This is a genomic window from Burkholderia sp. BDU5 (assembly GCF_001522845.1).
GTDB classification, from domain to species: domain Bacteria; phylum Pseudomonadota; class Gammaproteobacteria; order Burkholderiales; family Burkholderiaceae; genus Burkholderia; species Burkholderia mayonis.
Genome location: NZ_LOWC01000112.1, coordinates 1 through 21,344 on the forward strand (window position 1 = coordinate 1; position 21,344 = coordinate 21,344).

The following is a 21,344-nucleotide window of genomic DNA, read 5'->3' on the forward strand; positions in this document are numbered from 1 at the left end:
AATGACGGGGGGAGGTGAACCGGCGTTGCGGGCGTCGATCGATCGGGCGAGCGATGGATGCGCGTCGGGCCCATCGCCGTGATACGCATGATTCCGCCGAATCGGCGCGCTTCCAGGATGGGCGGACGACGCGACGCGATCGAATGAGCGGCGTCATGTCACACGATCTCGATGCGGAAGACGAGCGAAGCGTGCCTGTATCGCTCGTCTTCCGCACTGCGGCATCTCCCTCTCCGCCGACAGAGCGAGTAGTTCATCACGACGAGATTCTCGTCGAGTGCGATCGCGTGACTTGCCGATGCAGGTCCGCAACGATAATGTCCCTAGCCGCGATCGACGAGTGCGTTTCGCGAACAACGCAGAGAAGTGCGCGATAAAGCGGCGATTCCCGCAAACAGGGACGAGCGACGAGCGGCGGAATTTCGTTCGTATCGGCAAGACTTCTGCGTGCGGGCGACAACCTTGAGCTACCCTTCACGATGAGCGCGAGACGGGCGGATATCACGCATCCGCCCGTCTTATCACGGCGACTTACTCGCGTGCGTCGCCCGCGCCGCGCGACAAATGACTCCACAGGAACACATACCCGATCGCCTCGTGTTTGGCCGTGTCGATTGCGTCGGCGCTGCCGTGACCGCCATCGGTTTTCTCGAGCAGCCATGCGTTCCGATGCCCCTGTGCCTGCATGCGCGCCACCATCTTTCGGGCATGCGCGGGATGCACGCGATCGTCGCTCGTCGACGTCGTGAAGAGTGCCGGCGGATAGGCAACGTCGCGCGTCACCTGGTGATACGGCGAATAAGACGCGAGTGTCTTCGCATGTGCCGGATCGTCAGGATCGCCAAATTCGTCGAGCCACGACGCGCCCGCGTGCAGCAGCGGGTAGCGTTGCATGTCGAGCAGCGGTACTTCGCTGACCACTGCGCCGAACAGGTCCGGGCGCTGGATCATGCATGCCGCGACCAGCAGTCCGCCGTTGCTGCCGCCGCGGATGCCGAGTTGCGCGGCAGTCGTCACGCCGTCGGCAACGAGCTTTTCGGCGACGGCGATGAAATCGTCGAACGAACGTTGACGGTCCGCTTGCCGCGCGGCTTCGTGCCATTGCGTGCCGAACTCGCCGCCGCCGCGAATATGGGCGAAGACCGCGATGCCGCCTTTTTCAAGCCAGCCGATGCCGAGCAGCGGATCGTAGTTCGGCGTGAGCGGAATCGCGAAGCCGCCATAGCCGTTCAACAAGCACGGACGGGGTGATCGCTCTGCATCGTCCAACGCGTTGCGCGGGCCGACCAGCGTATAGGGCACCAGCGTGCCGTCGCGCGAGTGCGCATGTTCGCGCCGCACCGTCAGCGCGGCGGCGTCGAATTGCGTCGGCCAGCGATCGAGGAGCGTCCACGCCGACAGGTCGTCGGCCGCGAGGTCGGCAAGCGAATACTCGGGCGGCGTCAGATAATCGTCGACGCTCACGTACACTTCGTCGTCGAACGTCGGTTCGACCGGCGACACGTCGACTTGCGCGAGCCCGCGCGCCGGGAACGGTCGCGCACGCCAGTTCCATGTGCCATTGACTTGCCGCTCGGGCTGCCAGAGCATCGTGCGTGTGAGCACGTCGTCGAGCCACGACACCAGCAGAAAATGGCGGGTATGCGTCCAGCCGCAGGCAGACGTGCGATCGTTCGGCTCGAACAGCGTCGCGAACGCGCGGTCGCCGGCGACGAATGCATCTTCGCGGATCGCGAGCAGGCTGCCACCCGCGTAGCGAGCGCCATCGCAATTCCAGTCGAGCCTCGGCTGAAGCAGCAGCCATCCGCTCCAGTAGCCGACCTCGACGTGCGCCGGCATGTCGTAGCGAATCCAGGCGCCGTTTTCGTCGAGGCGATACGTGTTCGCGTCATAGAAGTTGATCGCCTGCTCGATTGCATGATGCCGATCGATCGGATCATATTGCGCGTCGGCGGCGATGTCGCCGCGCGCGCCGCGAAACACGACGGGAGCATCGGATAGCGGCGTGCCGCGCGTCCAGCGCCTGACTTCGCGCGGATAGCCGGAACGCGTGACGGTCGCGCCGCCGTTGTCCCAGCCGACATAGAGGGTGTCGCGATCGATCCATTCGATCGAATGCTTGCCGGCCGCTTCGATCGCGAAGCCGTCGTCGACGAACTGGCATTGTTCGATGTCGAACTCGCGCACGACGACCGCATCGGCGCCGCCGTCGGACAGCACGATCAGCGCGCGGTCGCCGTCCGGATCGAGGATGAGCTGATCGTCGAACACCCATTGAACGCCTTCCGCTTCGCCGAGCGCGTCGAGATCGATCAGCGTCTGCCACTCGGGGCGGCCGCTGCGCCAGTTCGCCCACGACGTGCGACGCCACAGGCCTTTCGGATGGCGCTCGTCCTGCCATACGTCGTAGGCCCAGTGCTGCCAGCGCTGCGGGATCACCGGCCGTTCGCGCGGCAGCAGCGCTTTCGTGAAGCGGTCGACCAGCTCGCGATAGCGCGCGTCGTTCAGCCATCGAGCGTCGCGCGTGCGGGCATTCTGTGCGTCGACCCAGTCGGCGCTCGCGGGATTGTCCAGTTCTTCGAGGAAGAGATACGGATCGGCTTGTTCGGGCCAGAAAGCATGTGGCATGGAGAATTCACGAGAGATATTGTGCGTAATGGTAGCGTAAGCCGAGGTTTGCTCGCGCGTCGATTCTGGAGCGATCGATGCTCGGCTGTCCTTTATCGAGGTTCGCCGTGAGGCGATGCTTGCGCCTTACACACGATTTCGTCATACATGAACGCTTTGAATGGCGGCGGCGTGCGCGCTTCGCGTCCCGCCCGGACCCATTCGCCTTCCTGACTATCGCCCTCATGCGCGGTCTCATTTCGAAATGAAAAAATAATGGGTTCGGCTTTTGCGGCGCCTCTTCCATAATGGATCTCTAGTGGCTATAGACGGCGCTCGCCGTCGAGCCGGGCCCATGTCTCGCGCACGATGCGCGATATCCATCACGAGATGCCATGACAGTTGAACTCGAAGCACGCTCCACTCATGCAGTGCTCGAAGCCGCGCGCTCGGCGGGCTCACCGTACGCGGGCGGCGTGACGCCGCAGGATGCCTGGGCGCTCGTCGAGGCCGGCGACGCGCTGCTCGTCGACGTGCGCACGGCCGAGGAGCGTACATTCGTCGGCCACGTGCCCGAGAATTTGCACGTGGCGTGGGCGGCGGGCACGAGCCTGACGCGCAATCCGCGCTTCGTGCGCGAGCTCGAAGCGAAGAGGGGCAAGGATGCGGTCGTGCTGCTGTTGTGCCGCAGCGGCAACCGCTCGGCGCTTGCCGCCGAAGCTGCGGACAAGGCGGGCTTTACGCAGGTTTTCAACGTCCTCGAAGGCTTCGAAGGCGATCTCGACGACGCCGGCCATCGCGGCGCGACCAACGGCCGGCGTCTGCACGCGCTCCTCGCGCAGGCACGGCTCGAGTTGAGCTACAAGGTCCGGCGCGACGTTTCCGCGCAGGCCGAGGCCACGTGCACGAGAACTCGAACATCCACCGCGCCGCGCATACGCTCGCGGGTCGCGCGACGAATGCATACGAGCACGCGCGCGCGACCGTGCAGCGCTTCATCGGCGCGGCGTCGCCGGACGAGATCGTGTTCATGCGCGGCACGAAGGAAGCGATCAATCTGATCGCAAAAACTTGGGGAGTCCAGAACGTCGGAGAAGGCGATGAGATCGTCGTGTCGCATCTCGAGCATCACGCGAACATCGTGCCGTGGCAGGCGCTCGCCGCCGATTTCTTCGTGTTTTCCGGGCACAAGATCTACGGGCCGACGGGCATCGGCGTCGTGTACGGCAAGCGTGCGCTGCTCGACGCCATGCCGCCGTGGCAGGGCGGCGGCAACATGATCGCCGACGTGACGTTCGAGCGCACCGTGTTCCGCCGCCGCCGAACCGTTTCGAGGCGGGGACGGGCAACATCGCCGACGCGGTCGGACTCGGCGCGGCGCTCGACTACGTGACGCGGATCGGCATCGAGAACATCGCGCGTTACGAGTACGATCTGCTCGCGTACGCAACGAGCGTGTACGCGCCGGTGCCGGGCGTGCGGCTCGTCGGAACCGCGCGCGACAAGGCGAGCGTGCTGTCGTTCGTGCTGAAGGGCTATGAGACGGAAGAGGTCGGGCAGGCGCTGAACGAGCACGGCATCGCGGTGCGCTCCGGACATCACTGCGCGCAGCCGATCTTGCGCCGTTTCGGACTCGAAGCCAGCGTGCGTCCGTCGTTCGTGTTCTACAACACGTGCGACGAAGTCGATGCGATGATCGACGTCGTGCGGCGGCTGGCCGCGCGACGCGCATAAGCCGGCTTCACTTCGCCGCAGGGCTGGATCGGTCGATTCGCACGACTCGACCGACTCGAACGATTCGGCTGCCGCGTCGTCGAACGGCCGAAATCCCGGTCTGCATTTATTTCGTCATGCGAAAAAAGACCCGGTTCAGAACCGGGTCGAAGAGAGCGATGCAAGCGGCGAAGACTGGGCCGGCCATGGCCATGCAACCAGCAAGTCCTCATCGCAACGACATCACTCTGCGTGGTCGTTGCGCGTGGGGCGACCGACGTGCAATCGATCGCCGCGCGCGCCTTTCAATCAGATCATCCGTTCGAACGCGCCATCCTTCATCACGAAGCGATGCACGAGCGCCGCGAGCGCGTGCATGCCGATCAGCACGATGAAGAGCGTCGCCGACAGGCTGTGCCATTCGCCGATCGACGCGCCGAGCGAGTGCGGTGCGGCAATGGTCGGAAGCGGCACGACGCCCGCGAGCTTCAGTTGCCACGTGCGGCCGTTCGCGTTCAGCCAGCCGAGCAGCGGCACGGCGATCAGCGCGACATACAGCAGCTTGTGAACCGCGCTCGCGGTGAACGAGAGAAGCGCGCTCTGCCGATGCGCGGGCGGACTGCGGCGCATGAGCGACCACAGTATGCGTGCCGCGATGGCGGCGATCAGCGCGGTGCCGAGCGCGACGTGCCATGCGACGAGGCCGGCGGGCGGCGTCGTGCCATGCACGTCCGGCATCGTCCAGCCGAGCACGAATTGGGCGAGCACGAGCGCGGCGACGCTCCAGTGCAGGAGGCGGCTGAGCGGGTCGTAACGATCTGGGGTTCGGGTGGAGCGTGTCATCGCGCGAATCGTCCTGTGGGGAAAGCCGTTCGTAGGGATCAGCCGGCCGACGTGTCGTGCGTTGCCGGGCCGGACCGATTATCGCGCGCGATTCTTATGGAAATCTTAAGGTCGTGGCGGCGACGAGCCGAATGATCGGTTCGCGCTGTGCAGCGGGCGGCTCAAAGCCAATTCGGCCGGCCCATGTGCGCGGGGTGAGGGGTGTGGACATGTGCGTCGGCGACGGTCTGCTGGGACGCACATCCGCTCGACGCGAAAAGCGTACTGAGACAGAGCAGGAAAATGAGAATGCGTTTCATATCTTTCTTGCCGGTGCGGCTTCCGAATTCGCTTGCCGCTACTATGACGAGTATGCGCTTAAGGCATGCTTAACGGTCCGGTTCGAACGCCGCGGCACCAGCGCACATTCTTTGCACTGTGCGAATCATTATGTGAGAATATAGAATGTTATTTGATAGATTGATTGGGGTGAAAAGATGCGTGCTGCCGGCTCGTCGATCGACCTGTCCGAAATGCGTGCGTCGGCCGATGCCGCGTGCGCGCTGCTGAAGGTGTTGTCGAATCCTGATCGACTGCTGTTGTTGTGCGAGCTCGCGCAATGCGGCGAGCTGTGCGTGAGCGACATCGAGGCGCGCCTCGACATCCATCAGCCGACGCTGTCGCAACAACTCGCGGTGCTGCGCGACAACGCGCTCGTCGAGACGCGGCGCGACGGCAAGAACATCTACTATGCGCTGGCGAGCGAGCCGGCGATCGCAATCATGTCCGTGCTTTACGAGCAGTTCTGTGCAACGAGCAAGAAGGGGAAGCGTCGTGGCCGTTGATCTTGTTCATTTCACGCCGGGCTTGTCGCTCGCGGGCGGCCTGATGATCGGCGCGGCCGCCGCGCTGCTCGTGTTTTTCGACGGCCGGATTGCCGGCATCAGCGGCATCGTCGGCGGGCTGCTCGCCGGCCGGCGCAGCGATGCCGGATGGCGCGCGGCGTTTCTCGCCGGTTTGATCTCGGCCGCGCTCGTCGCGCATGTGCTCGGCTGGTTCCCGACGCCGGTCGTCGACGCCGGTTGGGCAAGGGTGATCGTCAGCGGCGTGCTGGTCGGCGTCGGTACGCGTTATGCGGGCGGCTGCACGAGCGGACACGGCGTCTGCGGAATCTCGCGCGGTGCGCTGCGTTCGATCGTCGCCACCGCCGTATTCATGACCGCGGGCATTGCGACGGTGTTCGTGCTGCGCCACGTCTTGGGAGGGTGACTTGAGCGTCTTTTTCGCATTCTTGTCGGGCTTGCTGTTCGGCACGGGGCTGCTGCTGTCCGGGATGGCGAATCCCGCGAAGGTGCAGGGTTTTCTCGATCTCGCGGGCGATTGGGATCCGTCGCTCGCGTTCGTGATGGCCGGTGCGATCGCGGTCGGCTCGATCGCGTTCGCGATCGCGAAGCGGCGGGAGCGTTCGCTGCTGGGACTGCCGATGCTGATTCCGCCGCGCGGGTCCGTCACGCTCAGGCTCGTCGCGGGCAGCGCGGCGTTCGGCGTCGGCTGGGGGCTCGTCGGCTTTTGTCCGGGGCCGGCCGTCGTGTCGCTCGGCTTGGGTGGAGCGAAGGCGTTCGGCTTTGTCGCGGCGATGCTGGTCGGGATGGCTGCGTTCGAGTGGAGCGAGCGCGCCAGAGCGAAGCGTTGAGCGACGCGTGTGGCCGGTGTGAGCGTGCACGTGGGGCTCGCCGTGAAAACGCAAGATTGTGTAGGATCGGCTCCTTCTCGTTTTCGATTTCGACTGCCCGATGATCTCGATCCGCCTGCTCGAACCTGCCGATGCATCCGCGTTCAAAGCGTTGCGTCTCGTTGCGATCGACACGTCGCCGACCGCGATCTGGCCGACACGCGCCGAGGAAGCCGCGCGTTCGATCGAGGAAGTGGAAGCGCGGCTCCGGGCATCGGATACGCAGGCGGTTTTCGGCGCGCTGACCGTCGACGGTGAGTTGGCCGCGATCGCCGGCGTGCGCAGGGATGCGCTCGTGCAAGTCGGGCATAAGGCGACGCTTTGGGGTGTGTTCGTCGCGCCCGCGCATCGCGGCAAAGGGCTCGCCCGTCGGCTGATGGGCGCGGCGTTGACGCACGTGTCGCGCGACTGGGGCATCGCGCAGGTCAATCTGTGCGTGAATATCGAGAATGAGCCCGCGAAAGCGCTCTACGCGTCGCTCGGATTCGAGACGTTCGGCGTCGAGCGGCGCGCGATGCGTGTCGGCGATCGGTTTTGCGACGAGCAGCACATGGTTCGAATGTTGCGTTGAGCGCAGTGCTGACGATAAGCGAGACGTATCCGGCCGCATGCACTGTCGACGTGCTTGTTCCGCCGCGGTTCCGCCGCGGTCGTGCGGCGTCCGTTCGCTCGATAAGCGCCGCGCTGAGTTGGTCGTCGCGCTCGCTTCGATCGCTCGAATCAGTCGATGGCCGGCGCGCTCCGGCATCGTCGCCGTCCGATGCACGTTTTCTTGCTTCGCCGGGGCGGGCGATCAACCCGCTGAACGACTCGCATTCACGCCACACGTTCGCGGCGCTTTGTTACGTGAGGCGTTGTCATCGAACGACGGTTTGCGCCAGCCGCTGTTGCTGGGCCGCCGCTTCGTTTTCCTGTTCCCATTCGTACCAGTCGTCGCCAAGCAATTCGATCGGATGCTGCGTCCGGTCGGAACCGTTGCCGCAAGACAGCGCGTCGACCGAGCAATATCGGTCGCATCCCCAGCAGTTGCGTTCAGGGTGCTTCGGATGCAGCGGGAATTTCTTCGCCATGCCGGAGTGCCTCGCAAAGTGCGTTGGAGGGTGTCGCGGCGAGCGATGTCAGGACGGCGCCCTGGTGGGCGGGGTAGACGACTTGGAAAGGCGCGACGCGCGCACGACTTCGTGCGTGGCGAGCTGACAAGGTTTCTGTCGCCGCGACCTGCCCATTCTGTCGATCGGGCGACGGACTTGCCTTGATATTGCGCATCGAATCGCGCGATGCGACGTCGCGTCGCGCAGCGCTACGTTGCGCCATGCCAGCCGATGCCATTTGGCGCCGCCCGGCACCATTCGCGCCAATCGGACGCTCGGCGCGATGCTTACCGGCCTGCGGCGCGTGTGGCGAGGTGCTGGCGGATCAGCGTCAGGTAACGGTCGCCGACCGTGTGATCGGTCTCGGCGCGCCGTGTCGGATAGCGCAGCGAAATCGGCGGCGAGACGCCCAGGTAACGGCAAACGGCGGACAGGTACGGCTTGCGGACGCGCCCCATGCGCAGCGCTGCGCGCTCCACGCGCTCGTCACCGACCTGGCTGCGCAGCCAGACGAGGATTTGACGGTCGGTATCGTTGACGATGCGAACCAGGTGCTCCATCTGACACCTCACTGGTTAAAAATACAGTGCTGTTAATTTATCCAGTATTTCTCGAGCGTGCAACCGTATTAAATGGGGTGCAAACCGGGTCGCGATGGGCGGTCGGAAGCTGGAAATATGCGCCGCGCGAAGCGAAGTCGATGCGGTTGTGAAGTAGCCGGGGAGAGCTGGGCAGAACCGCTTGGCCTAGCGGGAGTGGGTTCTCTTGTGCGTGGGAATTCAGGGGATTTGATGAAGCCGGGACCGGGTGACAGGAAAGTCGTCGGCATCCCGCTTCGATCCTCCGCAGGATTTCATCTCGCCGGGTAACGAAGTTTCAACATGAGCGCGAGCACGGTTCGACGAGGGGGAGGTGTCGTGACGGCCCCACCCGGTCAGTCGTCCGCGGACATCATGTCGGCGCGCGCAACAAAGCCAGTCTCGTGCGCACTTTCTCCGCAATGATGCGCACGGCCTTGCCGGGACCGCGGGAGCGCCATGCAGGCGGAGCCGGGCGTTCGAGCCTTTCGGCAAAGATGAAGCACATGACGACGATCGTCGTCAAAACGTGCAACGGTCCTGTCAGCAGCGCAAGCAACATCAGCGCCCAGCAATTCCCGGCGCAGGAGACGCCGCTCGCCAGGCCGAAACGCAGCGCATCGCGATCAGCGGCCATGCCGAACGCCGCGAGGGACGGCCGGCGGTGGCAGACGTTCAGGAACCATTGCTTGGCGGGCGAAAACTGCCAAAGCACCGCCAGCGCGAACCCGAGGCCCACGCGCGTCAGGGGGGCCGGCACGGCCCAGGTGAATGCGATCGCGACGACCTGCAGACCGATCCACGCGGCGATCCAGACAGCCGCATAACCGGCAACGAAGCAGAGCGCAGATCGCATGCGGCGTCGCGCGAAACTGCGCTCCAGGACGTGTCGGAGCGGCGATGCGGCGAGCGGCGCCATCATGGCCGCCACCATCAGCACCGAATCCGATGCGAACTTCGACGGCGAGTTGGACAAGAACGCAAGATGGAGCCATGTCGACAGCGGCAGCCGCCAGTAGTCTCCCGAGATCGAGCAGAGCGCGGGCGGCATCAGGCCGCCCGCGTCGACGAGCAACGCGGACCAGGCGATCAGGCTGATCGACACGGGTACGACGAACGACGCGTCGAGCCGCTGCCCGGCGTGCTTCATCACTGCACTCGCGTCACGTGCTTTGCCGATACACGCTGATGCGGCCGATGCTCACTTGCGATTCTTCCGCCACCGGCGTGAGCGCGACGAGCCGCACGTCGAGTTTGGACAGAGGCAAGGCGCCGGCGAGATGCAGCGCATCGATCATGTGCGAGATTTCGACCACGAACGTCAGGCCGTCGCCCGCGTGCCCCTCCTCGCCCACCGCCGTCGCGTTGCTCACGCCGAAGAGGGCGACGCTGCCGGCAAGATGGTCGGGATATTTGGCGGGATCTCCGCCTTCGGGAACGTTGATGTAGACGCTGAGGATCGTGGCGTCGTCGAGGCCGCGGACATTCTCGAGATTCAGGAAGACCCGGTCGGGCGTGGCCGAGGTGGCGGCGGCAGTCTTCGTCAGATTGGCGGATATCTTGCGTTGCACGGCGGCGTCGAGCGTGACGGAAGACCGCGCCTCCGCGCCCTTCACCGCGAGGTTCCGGTCGCTTGCGCCGAACAGTTCGACGATCTTGGGGTCGGTCAAGGCGATGTCCTCCTCGAGCGTTTCGGCCGTGACCTGACCCGTGCGCAGGCGATTCAGGCGAGCGACCGTCAGCGGCGGCGTTTTCGGCGGCGCCGATACATCATCGTAAGCATAGCCGAGCTTCGAAAGGTTGCTCATTTCGCCGGGCGTGTAGGTCCAGTCGTCTCCGTGCGGCATCGGCATTTTGAAAGGCCGCTCGCCTATGAATGCCGGACCTTTCAGCCAATTCACTTTGGTCGGATCGACGTGAGTGGGGGGATGCCTGCGCCAGACTTCCCACAACCGATCGATATTCGCGTGGTGAAGCCAGAAAATCGGGTCCAGTCCTGCGATGTCCGGGTTGGACATCAATCCGGGTTGGCGCGTAAGCGGGTCTCGTCCGCCGACGATGCCATGCACGGCGTCGTGTGGCTGCGTCTCGATACCGCCGTGAATCCCTCTGCTGTGATGGAAGCCCGTGCAGACGCCGCCGAATCCGGGGCCGCCTCCGCTTGCGACGCCTTCGAAATCGGGATCCCCCAGCGCGTTTTGATTGACCAAGCTGATCGGCACGTAGACCTCGCTGTTGTTATACGGGCCGTAGCGCTGCTTCACATAGAGCGGATTGTTGCCTTTGCCGTCCGGCCAGTCGGGCGACGCAAAGGCTTTGGGCAGACGGTCCTCGCCGGGCTCGAAGTAGTTCCAGTAGGGGAGCGCCCAATCCTTGGGGCCGTGCAGCTTGATGACCTCGTCTCGAACGACGGCCTCGAAAGCGAGCAAGTAGCCGCGATGCCAGGGCAGGAAGTACCAGCTGCCGTGCTGACACTGCTTCCAGTAAGCCTGAATGTCGGCGGTGCTGGGCATCCGGTCACGCGAGTCCAGGTAGCCGAGATGGCGCCACAGGCTTTCTTTGAATCCGTGAATGGCCGCGTAGAAACGCCAGCTGTTTCGATCGTCGAGGGCGCGCGACTGCATCGCTTTTACGCCGCGTGCGTACCAGAGAATGGGATCGGCCCAATCGGAACCCAAATTCCAGACGTTTTTACGTAGATATGTCATGCTGATTTCCCCTTTTTAAGTGTGCAGAATGTCGTGATTCGATTGACGAAGTCGGATCATCCAAGCGGTAATCGATAAATTAGGATTTATTAAATTTTATAAAAATGAAACGAATGTAAAGTTAGTTGTTCGTCATGGGACGCGTGACGATCCGGCTCGCATGATGCAACGACAGGTATTTGATGAGGCAAAAGATTTGCGCTTCGTTTCCTGATTTCCTGAATCGAGCCATCGCCATGAAAATGGTAGTATATTTTTCCCATATTTTCATACGTGAATGAGGCATTGCTGAAAAATGGCGATTTGATCGAATGGATGCGATTCCAGGCGACGGGGCTGGATTTTATAAATCGATTGATTCGGTAAATCGAGCAGATTTGAATCGGATCGAAGCCGGCTTGCTGCGACAATTTGCACTTTCCGATCGAAATGCCGGGGCCGGCGCGCTGGTCGCGGATTGGATCGCGATGCGGTCGTCGCGGCAGTCTGGAATCGGGGCAGCGGGGCAGCGCGCCGGGTTCGACGCGATACGAGAGATCGTCGTACATCGCGCGGGCAGTGAATTCAATCGTCGGGCGCGACTGAACGATCGACCACTTGTGTGTCGCAGCGCCGGCGACAATCGAAAAGAAACGTCGGCGCCGGAAGCGGGCTTCAAAGAACCGGGGAGACCGGTCGACTTTTTCGGTGAGCAGTTAAAACGATGGTCGTTGTACCGATCGGATCGAGGTGGTGAATCAGGCGATTACAAGGGGCGCGTGCCGGAGCCCTGTCGCGCGGCGGCTGTCGTTCCGACAGCGCTCGATACTGACGTCGCGGCGCACGCGCCGACAATCCGCCAAGCTGCGTTCAATGGCGCGCGACCGGGTTGCCGGACGGAAAGTCGTATTCAATCGGCGCCGGTCGCGCTTCCGGTCGCGCTTCCGGTCGCGCTTCCGGTCGCGCTTCCGGTCGCGCTTCCGGTCGCGTCTTCAAGTCGCGTCTTCAAGTCGTCGCGACCAGAAACGCTTCGCCGCTCGACGGCCGCAGACCATCAGTCCGGCCGGCGAAATAGCGCTGAGTGAGATCGTCGGTGGACACGTGCCGGACTTCGCGGAATCCGGCTTCGCGGGCGAGCGCGAGCATTTCGGGCGGGCTGAAGAAGCTGACGAACGGGGTGCCCGCCGCCCGTGCGCGCTCGTAGACCGCCTGGTGCTGCGGGCGCTCGGCGGGATCGAGGAGTTCGAGCGGCAGCAGGAACGTCATCGCCAGCGTGGAGCCCGGAGCGAGCGTCGCGATCTCGCGCAGCGTGGCGGCGACCGCGTCCCGGGTCAGATACATCGAGACGCCGGTCGACGACACGACGGCCGGCCGACCGGCGTCGAAGCCGTCGGCCTCCAGCGGTTCCCGGCAGGATCCTCCTGCCTCGAAATCGACCGGCACGAGCCGCAGCCATTCCGGGATGCCGAAGCCGAGTGCGATCAGGCGCTGCCGCTTCCAGGCCTGCGCGCCGGGCTGGTCGACTTCGAATACCCGAAGGCGCGACGCGAGCTTCGTTCTGCGCTGGGCGAACGTGTCGAGGCCGGCGCCGAGCACCACGTACTGGGCGACGCCGTGTTCGGCCTGCTCGCAGACCAGATCCTCGATGAAGCGGGCCCGGCCGACGATCGCCGCCCGGTAGCCGCGGGTCGCTTGCGGATCCATGTCCGGACGGTCGCGCCAGTCGTCGTCCGGCGCCGCCAGTTGCAGACCGATCTCGTCTTCGAGCACGTGCGGCGGCGGATCGATCTGCACATGCATGGCCCGCCACAGAGCGACTCGCACCGCGGTGCTGTCCGGGGCAGCGATGGATTTGTTCGGCATGACGTTTCCCTATCCCGTAGACGAATGTCGTCGACCGTCACAGTGTATCGATCGTTCGGCGTCGCCCCAAGAGGCCGGTCCATTTCGGATCGGGCGGGCTTTCCTCGGGCGAACGTCACGGCCGCGCCGCTTTGCCGCCCGGCGTCGCCGGCATTAGTCCGACGTAGCGCTCGTCCGTCAGCGTGCGCAGGAACGCGACGAGATCGTCGATGTCGGCGTCCGTCATCGCGGGCGGCGTGCCGGGGCGGCGATTCATCGGCGTCGAGTTCACGTTGATGTTGCCGCGATAAGCGGCCGGCACGTCGTCGAACGTGTCGCGGCCGTGATACCAGCGTTTCGGATCGGTCGAGCGCGTGTTGTAGAACGCGACCGCGTCGCGCAGCGTATCGAACACGCCGTTGTGCATGAACGACTCCTTGATCGCGACGTTGCGCAGCCCCGGCGTGCGCAGATAGCCGCACCATTGTGTCGGCTCCGGCCAGCGCAGCTTCGCGACCGTATCGCACAGGCCGTTGTCGAAGCGGCGCGGGTCGCGGTTCGCGGGCAGCGCGCGGTTGCGCGGCACCGCGATCGCGTCGTAGCCGAAGTCGGTGAAGAGCGAGCGCTCGGGGCGACTCGCGGTATCCGACAGCGTATGACAGCTCATGCAGTTGCCCTTGTCCGGATTCTTGAAGAGCGCGAGCCCGCGCAATTCCTGCGGCGTGAGCGGCGCGCGCTTCGTCACGTATGCATCGAAGCGCGACGAGAAGGGCGCCATTTCGTCGCTTTGCAGATACGCCTGCATCGCGTCGCCGAGCGCGCGCACCGTCCGCTCGGGATCGCGCCGGACCGCCGGGCCGAAGCGCCCGGCGAGCGCTACGGCGAGTGCGGTGCCGTCGATCTTGCGCAAGAGCGAGGCGGGCGATGCGTTGTTCATCTCGTCCGGATCGAAGAGCGGGCCGCGCAGCTGCTCGGCGAGCGTGTCGGCGCGGCCGTCCGAGAACAGGCCGCCGAACGGCGCGGGCGCGAGCGCGTCGTCGTCCTGGTAGAAGTGGCGGCGCGGCACGTAGCGCACGTACAGCAGCGACGGCGCGTTGCGCCGGCTGAAGTGTCCGGGGCGGCTGCCCTGCGGCACGCGCGGGCCAGCGAGCGCGGCGGGCGACAGCGTGGGTGCGAACGCGCGGCCCGGATCGTGGCAGCTCGCGCACGATGTGCCGCGCGGCTCCGACAGCCGCGAATCGAAGAACACGCGCCGGCCGAGCGCGATGAGCGCCGGGTCCGGGCGGAACACGGCCGTCGTCGTATCGAACTTCGACGCGACCTGCGGCGTGCCGCGGCCGACCGTGTCGACGATGCGCTGCGGCGGTGCGCCGGGGAGCAGGACTGTCGTTGGCGATCGGGATGACGCGGCGGTGGCGCGGGCGGTGTTCGGCGTGGTCGTCGTATTCGTCGTATTCGTTGCGCCTGCTGTGCTCATCGCCTTCGTTGCGCTCGTCGCGGCGGGACCGGCCGCGAGTGCCAGTGCCGCCATCGACGCGAAGAGCGCGCCGCAGGCGGTGCGTGCGAATGTCGAAATGGTGTTGTGTCTTCTCTTTGTGCGTCGATGCGGCGCGAACGGCGGCGGAGTCGCCGCATCCGTTTCCGGAGCGGCCTCGGACTCGGACTCGGACGACGGATCGGCGAACGCGGCAGCGAGCGCGCGGCTCGCGATGTCGAGCGTGCATCGAGCGGATGCTCGGTGCTCGACGCGCGCCGCGACGTGATGCGCCGGCGCGCGATCAAGCCGGCCGGCGCGCGGCGCAGCCGCGTCGATCGCGTCGATCGTGTCGGCGGCGGCTGCATTCGGCGTGCTCGACGATGCGGCGCGGCCCGCGCGTTCCGCGAACGCCGGCGCATGCCGCGCCGGCGTGATCCGCGTCCCGCCCGTCACGGCGCGACGAAGCCGGTCTTGTCGCACGTGAGCGTCGTGCCGGCCTGGTCGCAGGTCGCGAGCAGCTTGCCCGCTGCCGTGTACGCCTTGAACGTCCAGCCGCGCGCGGGCGCCGCACGCCGCTCCATCATCAGGAAGCCGAAGCTGTTGTTGTGCGACAGCTTGTCGATGACGACGCCCGGCGCCGGCGTCAGGTTCGCCGGGAACGGATCGGGCAGCGCGACATCGAGGTTGTCGCCGCCGTTGCCTGACACGATCGTCGCCGGATGCCCGGACGCGAAGTTGATCGCCTGGAAGTCGTGCACGTGGCCGTGCAGCGCGACCTGCACGCCGGGCGGGTAGTACGCCTGCGCATAGAGGCTCGACATCACCGACTGCAGCGCGAGATTGCCCGGCGCGGGCGTACTGCCCGGGATCGGCGCGAACGCGAGGATCGGATGATGGTTCGTGAAGATCGTCGTCGACACGCCCGGCTGGTTCGCGAGCGCGGCCACCGTCTGGAACTGCTTCTGATAGATCTGGAATTGCACGTCCGTCGTCTTGAGCGCCCCGCGGCCGACCTTCGCGGTATCGAACACGATCACCTGCGAGCCGGTGCCGAGCGGCACCGCGTAGGGCTCCGAATAGTTCGCGTTGCCGTCGTTCGCCGGATCGTTGCACGAGCGCGCGTCCGAGTACGGGTGCGGATCGAGGAAGCGATACCAGCCCTGGCCCGCGCGTGCGCATTCCTCATGGTTGCCGCGCACGACGACCCACGGCGCTTTCGCGAGGAGCGGCGCGGCGGGCTCGAACAGGTCCGCGCGCCACGTGTCCCAGCCGTAGCCCCACGGGCTGTTCTTGCAGCCGGCGATGTCGGGCGGGCACGCGTTCTCGCGATAGTGATAGTCGCCGACGTGAAGCACGAGATCCGGATTCAGCCGCGCGACGCTCGACGCGATCGTCGCGAACGGCCATGCCGTCGCGTCGCTGCACGCCTGGAACGCGTTGTCGGCCTTCTTCATCCGGCAGCCGGTGTCGGCGATGATCGCGACGCGCTGCGGCTCGGCCTTCGGCAGCGGCAGCGCCCGCCCGGCGACGGTCACGTCCTTCGCGCCCGCAGGCAGCGTCGCTTCGCAGACGGACACCGGAAAGCTCGACGGTTTCGAATCGGCCGGATCGCTCGCGGTCGGACGTTGCGCGACGGTGCCCGCGGCGGCGCGCAGCGTCATCCGCGCGATCTTGCCGTCGGCGCTCAACTGCGGGCAGACGGTGGGCGCCGGGTCGCCCGATGCCGCGGCGGGCGGCGTGTAGCTCGTGATCACGCGGGCGATCGCCTGATTGGCGTCGCCGATCTCGACCCACGCCGCCTGGATATTCGCGGACGCGCTCGCGGCGTCCGGCTGGCTGTCGATGCTGCTCGTGCAGGCGTGGAACAGCGTGGCGCCCGCGAGCGTCAGCAGGAGCGCGGCGGCGCGGCGAAGAATCGGTCGTGGCATGGTCGTTCCTGTTGGAAAGCCGTAAAAGTACGCATGGCCGATGTAATAAGTGTGAAGGCGGCGTGACATCATCGAGTGGCGTGACGTGACGTGACGTGGCGTGACGTGGCGTGGCGTGGCGTGACAGCGTGAGGCGGTAATCGGGGCGCGAGGCAGGGCAGGCGACGCGTGCGATGCCCCCCACCATCGCTGCCGCCCCGCCGGATCGGCGGCGCGGATGACCGGCGCGCGACGCAACGCAGTGCTTCGCAGGCCCCCCGCTGCATATCGGCGCGCCACCACCGCTCGCGGCTACGCGGCTCGTCCCTCGTCGAATCGAAAGAGCCGCGCGGGCGTCTCGACGAGAATCGCGCGTCGCATCGCGTCGTCGCGCATCCATTGCTGCGCGAACGCGAACGCACGGCAGAACGTCTCGGTTCGCTCGAACTGCGTGTGCGGCCAGTCGCTGCCCCACACGAGCCGCTCGGCGCCGTATTCGGCTTCGAGCGCGTCGAACGCTTCGCGCGCGCGGGCCGCCGCTTCTTCGGGCGCAAGCGGCCAGTTGCGGTAGATGCCCGAAATCTTCACCCAGATGCGCCGTGTCGCGGCCGCGCGCAGCAGATGGCGAAACCCCGCGTCGGCGATGCCGAGCGCCGGATCCGGGCGGCCGAAGTGATCGACGACGATATCCACGCCATGCGCGAGCAGCGGCGCGATCAGCCGTTCGAGCCGTCCCGCTTCCGCGTGCAGCTCGACATGCCATCGCAGCGCCGCAACGCGTTCGAGCGTTGCGCGCCACGCGGGGCTGTCGAGCGCCGGGTCCGGCAGTCCGATCAGGTTCAGCCGAATGCCGACGATGCCCGCGCGATCGAGCGCATCGAGCGCGTCCTGCCCGCAGCCGGCGTCGATTACCGCAATGCCTCGCAGTCGCCCCGGCTGTCGCGCGAGCGCGCGCAGCAGGTAGCGGCAGTCGCTGCCGAGAAAGCTCGGCTGCACGAGCACGCCGTGCGACACGCGATGCGCGTCGAGCTGCGCAACGTACGCGTCGAGCGGCGCGTCGTAGCCGGGCGCGTAGCGACGCCGGCCGGCGAGCGGCAGTCCTGTCTCGAAGACGTGCGCGTGCGCGTCGACGGCGGTCATGCGGCCGGACTCGTCGTGCGCCGGCGCTTCGTGCGCGCGCGCTTTCCGCTCCTGCTCGCTCAACGCTCGATGCTCCTCATTCGATGAAACGACAACGACAACCTGAAAACCATGCGACGACGATCAACGATGCTGCGCACCCGGCGTCGCGATGCGATGCGCGTGCGCATCGATATCGGCGCTTTCGTCGAGCGCGCGCCCGCGCGTCTCGGGCAGCATCAGCACGGCGGCGACGACGATCGAATACGCGATCGCCGCGTCGATGCCGATCGCGGTGCCGAGCGGCATGCCGGCCGACATGTGGCCGACGAGCACTGGAAAGCCGGCCGATGCGACGCGTCCGAAGTTGTAGCAAAAGCCGACGCCCGTGCCGCGGATGCCGCGCGGATAGAGTTCGTTGAAGAGCGCGCCCATGCTCGCGGGGATGCCGGCCGCGAAAAAGCCGAGCGGAAAGCCGAGCACGAGCATCGCGGCATTGCCGAGTGGCAGGAACAGATATGCGATCACGGTCGCGACGCAGCACGCGGAGAACGCGAGGATCGTGTTGCGCCGTCCGATGCGGTCGAGCAGGTGCGCGCTCGCGACGCAGCCGCAGAAGAACGCGACGATGATGACGGCGAGATAGCCGCCCGTGCCGAGCACCGACAGATGCCGCTCGACCTTCAGATAGGTCGGCAGCCACGTCATCAGCGCGTAGTAGCCGCCGTGCGCGCCGACGCCGAGCAGCGCGCCGATCAGCGTCATCCGCAGCGTCTCCCGCGCGAAGATGCCGACGAGCGGCGCGGCCGCCGCGGCTTGCGATGCAGCCGGCGTCCTGGGCGCATCCGTCGAGGGCTCGACGATCCCGCGCCGCACGTAGACGATCAGCAGCGCGGGCAGCAGACCGACGCCGAACATCACGCGCCACGCGAGCGCGGCGGGCATCAGCGAGAACGCGAGCGCATAGAGCAGCACGGCGGCGGCCCAGCCGACCGCCCATGCGCTCTGGACGGTCCCCATCGCCTTGCCGCGATGCTCGGCGCGGATCGTTTCCGCCATCAGCACGGCGCCCGCCGCCCATTCGCCGCCGAAGCCGAGGCCCTGCAGCGTCTTCAGGATGACGAACTGCGGATAGCTCGTCGCGAACGCGCAAAGGAACGTGCCGACCGAGAAGAACGCGATCGTCCATTGCAGCGTTCGAACGCGGCCGAAGCGGTCGGACAGCAGGCCGGCCGCCCAGCCGCCGATCGCCGACGCGACGAGCGTCGCGCCGCCGACGAAGCCCGCCTGCGTGCGGGAGAGCGACCACTCCGCGATGATCGCGGGAATCACGAGGCTGAACATCTGCACGTCGAGCGCATCGAGCGCCCAGCCGCCGAAGCAGGCCCAGAACGTGCGCCGTTCGCGGGCCGATATCGTGCCGAACCATTTGAACACGGTCGTCTCCTGTTCCGCGCCGGACGGTCGCCGCCTGCCGCTGCTCGCGGCACGGCGGTCGCCGGTCGGTCGCGCTCGCGTGAACCGACCCTAGCGGATCTCCGCCTGATAGATGAACTCGCTCGCGGGGCCGCGTGAGCGCCGCCATTCGAGCGGCCGGCGATCGTAGCCGTACGCGAGCCGCTCGATCACGACGGCGGGCGTGCCCGGCTCGATGCGCAAGAGGCGCGCGTGCACGGGCCCGATCGCCTCGACCGTCAAGGTCTCGGTCGCCGACGCGACGATCTGGTTGCAGTGCGCTTCGTAGACCGGATACAGCAGGTCGCCGATCGCGTCGGGCTCGAGCCGCGCGAACGCGGCGAAGCGGTCGTAAGGCAGCCAGATTTCCTCGGCGAGCATCGGCGCGCCGTCGATCAGGCGCAGGCGCGTCATCTCGATCACGGACGCGCGGCTCGGGATCTGCAGCGCGGCGGCGACGGCCGACGGCGCTTCGACGACCTCGCGGCGCAGGATCCGGCTCTCGGGGATCCGGCGCTCGCCTCGCTTGCTCTGGAAGCGGAAGAAGCGGAACAGCGAGTTGTCGAAGCTCGCGCGCCGCACGAACGTGCCGCGCCCCTGGAAGCGTTCGAGCATCCCGTCGGCGACGAGCAGGTCGACCGCCTTGCGCACGGTGCCGACCGCGACGTCGTAGCGCTTCGCGAGCGCCTGCTCGGTCGGGATCGCCTCGCCCGGCCGCCAATGCCGGGCGGCGATGAGCGCGGCCAGTTCGTCGCGCAGACGCTGATAGCGGGGGAGTCGGTCGTCGGTGGCGTGCATGGTTTCTCCAAATTCATCTATATGTTTGCATGACTTGGACCGACGCGAATCGGTGGAAACCCGGCGATGACTGGGATCAATATGTAGGCGGCGCGGGTAATTACGCATTGCCGCACTCCACTAATCAACCAATCATCTATATGAATTTATGAGCAAGGAGACGGCAAGTGGACGAGTCCTCAACCCGCGAACGGGCGGTCATGACGAAAATCGCGCGGCGGCTGATGCCGCTGCTCGTCGTCATGTTCCTGATCGCGTTCATCGACCGGCAGAACGTCGGTTTCGCGAAGCTGCAGATGGTGCACGCGCTCGGGATGACCGAGACGTCGTACGGGCTCGGCGCGTCGCTGTTCTTCATCGGCTACCTGCTGTTCGAAGTGCCGAGCACGCTCGCGCTGCATCGGTTCGGCGCGCGCCTCTGGCTCGCGCGCATCATGATGACTTGGGGCGTGATCACGGTCCTGCTCGGCTTCACCCATTCGACGAGCGTCTTCTATGTGTTTCGCTTCATGCTCGGCGTCGCGGAGGCGGGCTTCTATCCGGGCGTCATCTATTACCTGACGCTGTGGTTTCCGCAGAGCCATCGTACGCGCGTGCTCGGGCTCTTCACGCTCGGCAGCGCGCTCGCGAACATGCTCGGCTCGCTCGCGGGCGGGCTGCTGCTGTCGCTCGATGGCCAGTTCGGGCTCGCCGGCTGGCAATGGGTGTTCGTCGCGACGGGGCTGCCGGCCATCGCCGTCGCGCTCGTCGCGCTGCGCTTCCTGCCCGAGTCGGTCGAGCGCGCGACGTTCCTGTCCGACGACGAGAAGCGCCTCGTGCTCGCCGCGCTCAAGCGTGAGGCGTCGCCCGACGCGGTGTCCGAATCGCCGTGGCGCGCGCTGATCGATCCGCGCGTGCTGATGTTCGCGCTCGCGTACATGCTGATGTCGACGTCGCTCTACGGCGTCACGTACTGGCTGCCGACGCTGCTGAAGAGCAGCGGCGTGTCGTCGTCGTCGAACGGGCTGCTGAACATGATTCCGTGGGCGATCGCGGCGTTGCTGCTGCTGTGGCTGCCCGCGCGGCTCAAGCGTGAGCGGATCGTGCTGAAGGCGATGGCGGTCGTCGCGGGCGTCGGCGTCGCCGGCTTCGCGCTGAGCCTCGCGCTGCCGGGCCTGCCGCTGCGCTTCGCCGCGCTCGTGCTGGGCGGCGCGTGCATCCCGCTCCTGTATCCGTGCTTCTGGTCGCTGCCGCCACGTTTCTTCTCCGGTGCGCGGGCTGCCGCGAGCATCGCCGCGATCAACTCGATCGGCAATCTCGGCGGCTTCTTCGCGCAGAACCTGATGCCGTATGTCGGCAAGGTCGCGGGCAACGCGGGCGCGCCGATGCTCGTGCCCGTCGTGTGCCTCGCGACGCTCGGCGTCGGCATGCTGGCCGCCGCGTCGATGGCCGGCCGGCGGCCGCGGGAGGGCGTGACGGCGTGAGCGAGCGCCGCATGAGGCGTCGTCGGCGATGCCTCCGGCGATTCAGGGGCGGG

The 21,344-nt window shown here is 66.3% G+C and carries 18 protein-coding genes and 2 pseudogenes; 8 read left to right on the forward strand and 12 right to left on the reverse strand.

The genetic code is table 11. The features are described from left to right. Positions 1 to 531: 531 nt before the first annotated feature. Complete coding sequence (locus WS69_RS17815; protein WP_059472050.1) at positions 532 to 2,628, reverse strand: prolyl oligopeptidase family serine peptidase; 2,097 nt, start codon at positions 2,626 to 2,628, stop codon at positions 532 to 534. 374 nt (positions 2,629 to 3,002) lie between these two features. Between WS69_RS17815 and WS69_RS17820 the strand changes: the two are divergent. Then, a pseudogene (locus tag WS69_RS17820) lies at positions 3,003 to 3,440 on the forward strand (rhodanese-like domain-containing protein); the annotation flags it as partial. A gap of 50 nt (positions 3,441 to 3,490) precedes the next feature. Next, a pseudogene (locus WS69_RS17825) lies at positions 3,491 to 4,341 on the forward strand (aminotransferase class V-fold PLP-dependent enzyme); the annotation flags it as partial. A 288-nt stretch (positions 4,342 to 4,629) separates the two neighbouring features. Here WS69_RS17825 and WS69_RS17830 read toward each other — a convergent pair. Next, positions 4,630 to 5,163 carry a cytochrome b gene (locus WS69_RS17830; RefSeq protein ID WP_059472051.1) on the reverse strand — a complete coding sequence of 178 codons (534 nt, stop codon included), beginning with the start codon at positions 5,161 to 5,163 and terminating at the stop codon, positions 4,630 to 4,632. A gap of 476 nt (positions 5,164 to 5,639) precedes the next feature. On the opposite strand from WS69_RS17830, the gene WS69_RS17835 reads away from it, so the two are divergent. The 4 genes from WS69_RS17835 to WS69_RS17850 all read left to right on the forward strand — a co-directional run bounded on the left by WS69_RS17835 (position 5,640) and on the right by WS69_RS17850 (position 7,445). Continuing rightward, positions 5,640 to 5,987, forward strand: a complete 348-nt coding sequence (locus tag WS69_RS17835) for an ArsR/SmtB family transcription factor (protein ID WP_059472052.1) — start codon at positions 5,640 to 5,642, stop codon at positions 5,985 to 5,987. After that, positions 5,977 to 6,411, forward strand: a complete 435-nt coding sequence (locus tag WS69_RS17840) for a YeeE/YedE family protein (protein WP_059472053.1) — start codon at positions 5,977 to 5,979, stop codon at positions 6,409 to 6,411. The genes WS69_RS17835 and WS69_RS17840 overlap by 11 nt, the downstream gene beginning before the upstream one ends. 1 nt (position 6,412) lies before the next feature. Next, positions 6,413 to 6,835, forward strand: a complete 423-nt coding sequence (locus tag WS69_RS17845) for a DUF6691 family protein (protein WP_059472054.1) — start codon at positions 6,413 to 6,415, stop codon at positions 6,833 to 6,835. 100 nt (positions 6,836 to 6,935) lie between these two features. After that, complete coding sequence (locus WS69_RS17850; RefSeq protein ID WP_059472055.1) at positions 6,936 to 7,445, forward strand: GNAT family N-acetyltransferase; 510 nt, start codon at positions 6,936 to 6,938, stop codon at positions 7,443 to 7,445. 286 nt (positions 7,446 to 7,731) lie between these two features. On the opposite strand, the gene WS69_RS17855 is transcribed toward WS69_RS17850, so the two are convergent. From WS69_RS17855 to WS69_RS17870, 4 genes are all read right to left on the reverse strand, one after another. Next, positions 7,732 to 7,944, reverse strand: coding sequence for a DUF3079 domain-containing protein (locus WS69_RS17855; protein WP_059472056.1), 213 nt, complete (start codon positions 7,942 to 7,944; stop codon positions 7,732 to 7,734). A gap of 308 nt (positions 7,945 to 8,252) precedes the next feature. Next, positions 8,253 to 8,525, reverse strand: coding sequence for a hypothetical protein (locus tag WS69_RS17860; RefSeq protein WP_059472057.1), 273 nt, complete (start codon positions 8,523 to 8,525; stop codon positions 8,253 to 8,255). Between the two features lie 391 nt (positions 8,526 to 8,916). Further along, entirely contained in the window at positions 8,917 to 9,693 is a 777-nt protein-coding gene (locus tag WS69_RS17865) for a copper chaperone (protein WP_059472058.1), read from the reverse strand. 13 nt (positions 9,694 to 9,706) lie between these two features. Next, positions 9,707 to 11,251 (reverse strand): tyrosinase family protein, encoded by a 1,545-nt coding sequence (locus tag WS69_RS17870; protein ID WP_059472059.1) that lies wholly within the window; start codon positions 11,249 to 11,251, stop codon positions 9,707 to 9,709. A gap of 311 nt (positions 11,252 to 11,562) precedes the next feature. On the opposite strand from WS69_RS17870, the gene WS69_RS34200 reads away from it, so the two are divergent. Continuing rightward, positions 11,563 to 12,315, forward strand: a complete 753-nt coding sequence (locus WS69_RS34200; RefSeq protein ID WP_197419278.1) for a hypothetical protein — start codon at positions 11,563 to 11,565, stop codon at positions 12,313 to 12,315. Here WS69_RS34200 and WS69_RS17875 read toward each other — a convergent pair. The 6 genes from WS69_RS17875 to WS69_RS17900 form a co-directional block, all read right to left on the reverse strand. Next, a complete protein-coding gene (locus WS69_RS17875; RefSeq protein ID WP_059472060.1) occupies positions 12,236 to 13,093 on the reverse strand; it encodes a class I SAM-dependent methyltransferase in 858 nt (285 codons plus the stop codon). The two genes, WS69_RS34200 and WS69_RS17875, sit on opposite strands and share 80 nt — an antisense overlap. 115 nt (positions 13,094 to 13,208) lie before the next feature. Next, positions 13,209 to 14,549, reverse strand: coding sequence for a cytochrome c peroxidase (locus WS69_RS17880; RefSeq protein WP_082716291.1), 1,341 nt, complete (start codon positions 14,547 to 14,549; stop codon positions 13,209 to 13,211). 449 nt (positions 14,550 to 14,998) lie between these two features. Beyond that, on the reverse strand, positions 14,999 to 16,477 hold the full coding sequence (locus WS69_RS17885; RefSeq protein ID WP_059472061.1) for a metallophosphoesterase family protein: 1,479 nt from the start codon (positions 16,475 to 16,477) through the stop codon (positions 14,999 to 15,001). Between the two features lie 291 nt (positions 16,478 to 16,768). Then, the gene (locus WS69_RS17890) at positions 16,769 to 17,659 is read right to left on the reverse strand and encodes an amidohydrolase family protein (RefSeq protein ID WP_059472062.1); all 891 of its coding nucleotides are present in this window, start codon (positions 17,657 to 17,659) and stop codon (positions 16,769 to 16,771) included. 60 nt (positions 17,660 to 17,719) lie between these two features. Continuing rightward, a complete protein-coding gene (locus tag WS69_RS17895; protein WP_059472063.1) occupies positions 17,720 to 19,012 on the reverse strand; it encodes an MFS transporter in 1,293 nt (430 codons plus the stop codon). Between the two features lie 90 nt (positions 19,013 to 19,102). Next, positions 19,103 to 19,828: a GntR family transcriptional regulator gene (locus tag WS69_RS17900; protein WP_059472064.1), complete on the reverse strand. Its 726-nt coding sequence runs from the start codon at positions 19,826 to 19,828 to the stop codon at positions 19,103 to 19,105. A gap of 200 nt (positions 19,829 to 20,028) precedes the next feature. Here WS69_RS17900 and WS69_RS17905 point away from each other — a divergent pair, with 200 nt between their 5' ends. Beyond that, positions 20,029 to 21,291, forward strand: a complete 1,263-nt coding sequence (locus WS69_RS17905; protein ID WP_082716282.1) for an MFS transporter — start codon at positions 20,029 to 20,031, stop codon at positions 21,289 to 21,291. The last annotated feature ends 53 nt before the right edge of the window (positions 21,292 to 21,344 follow it).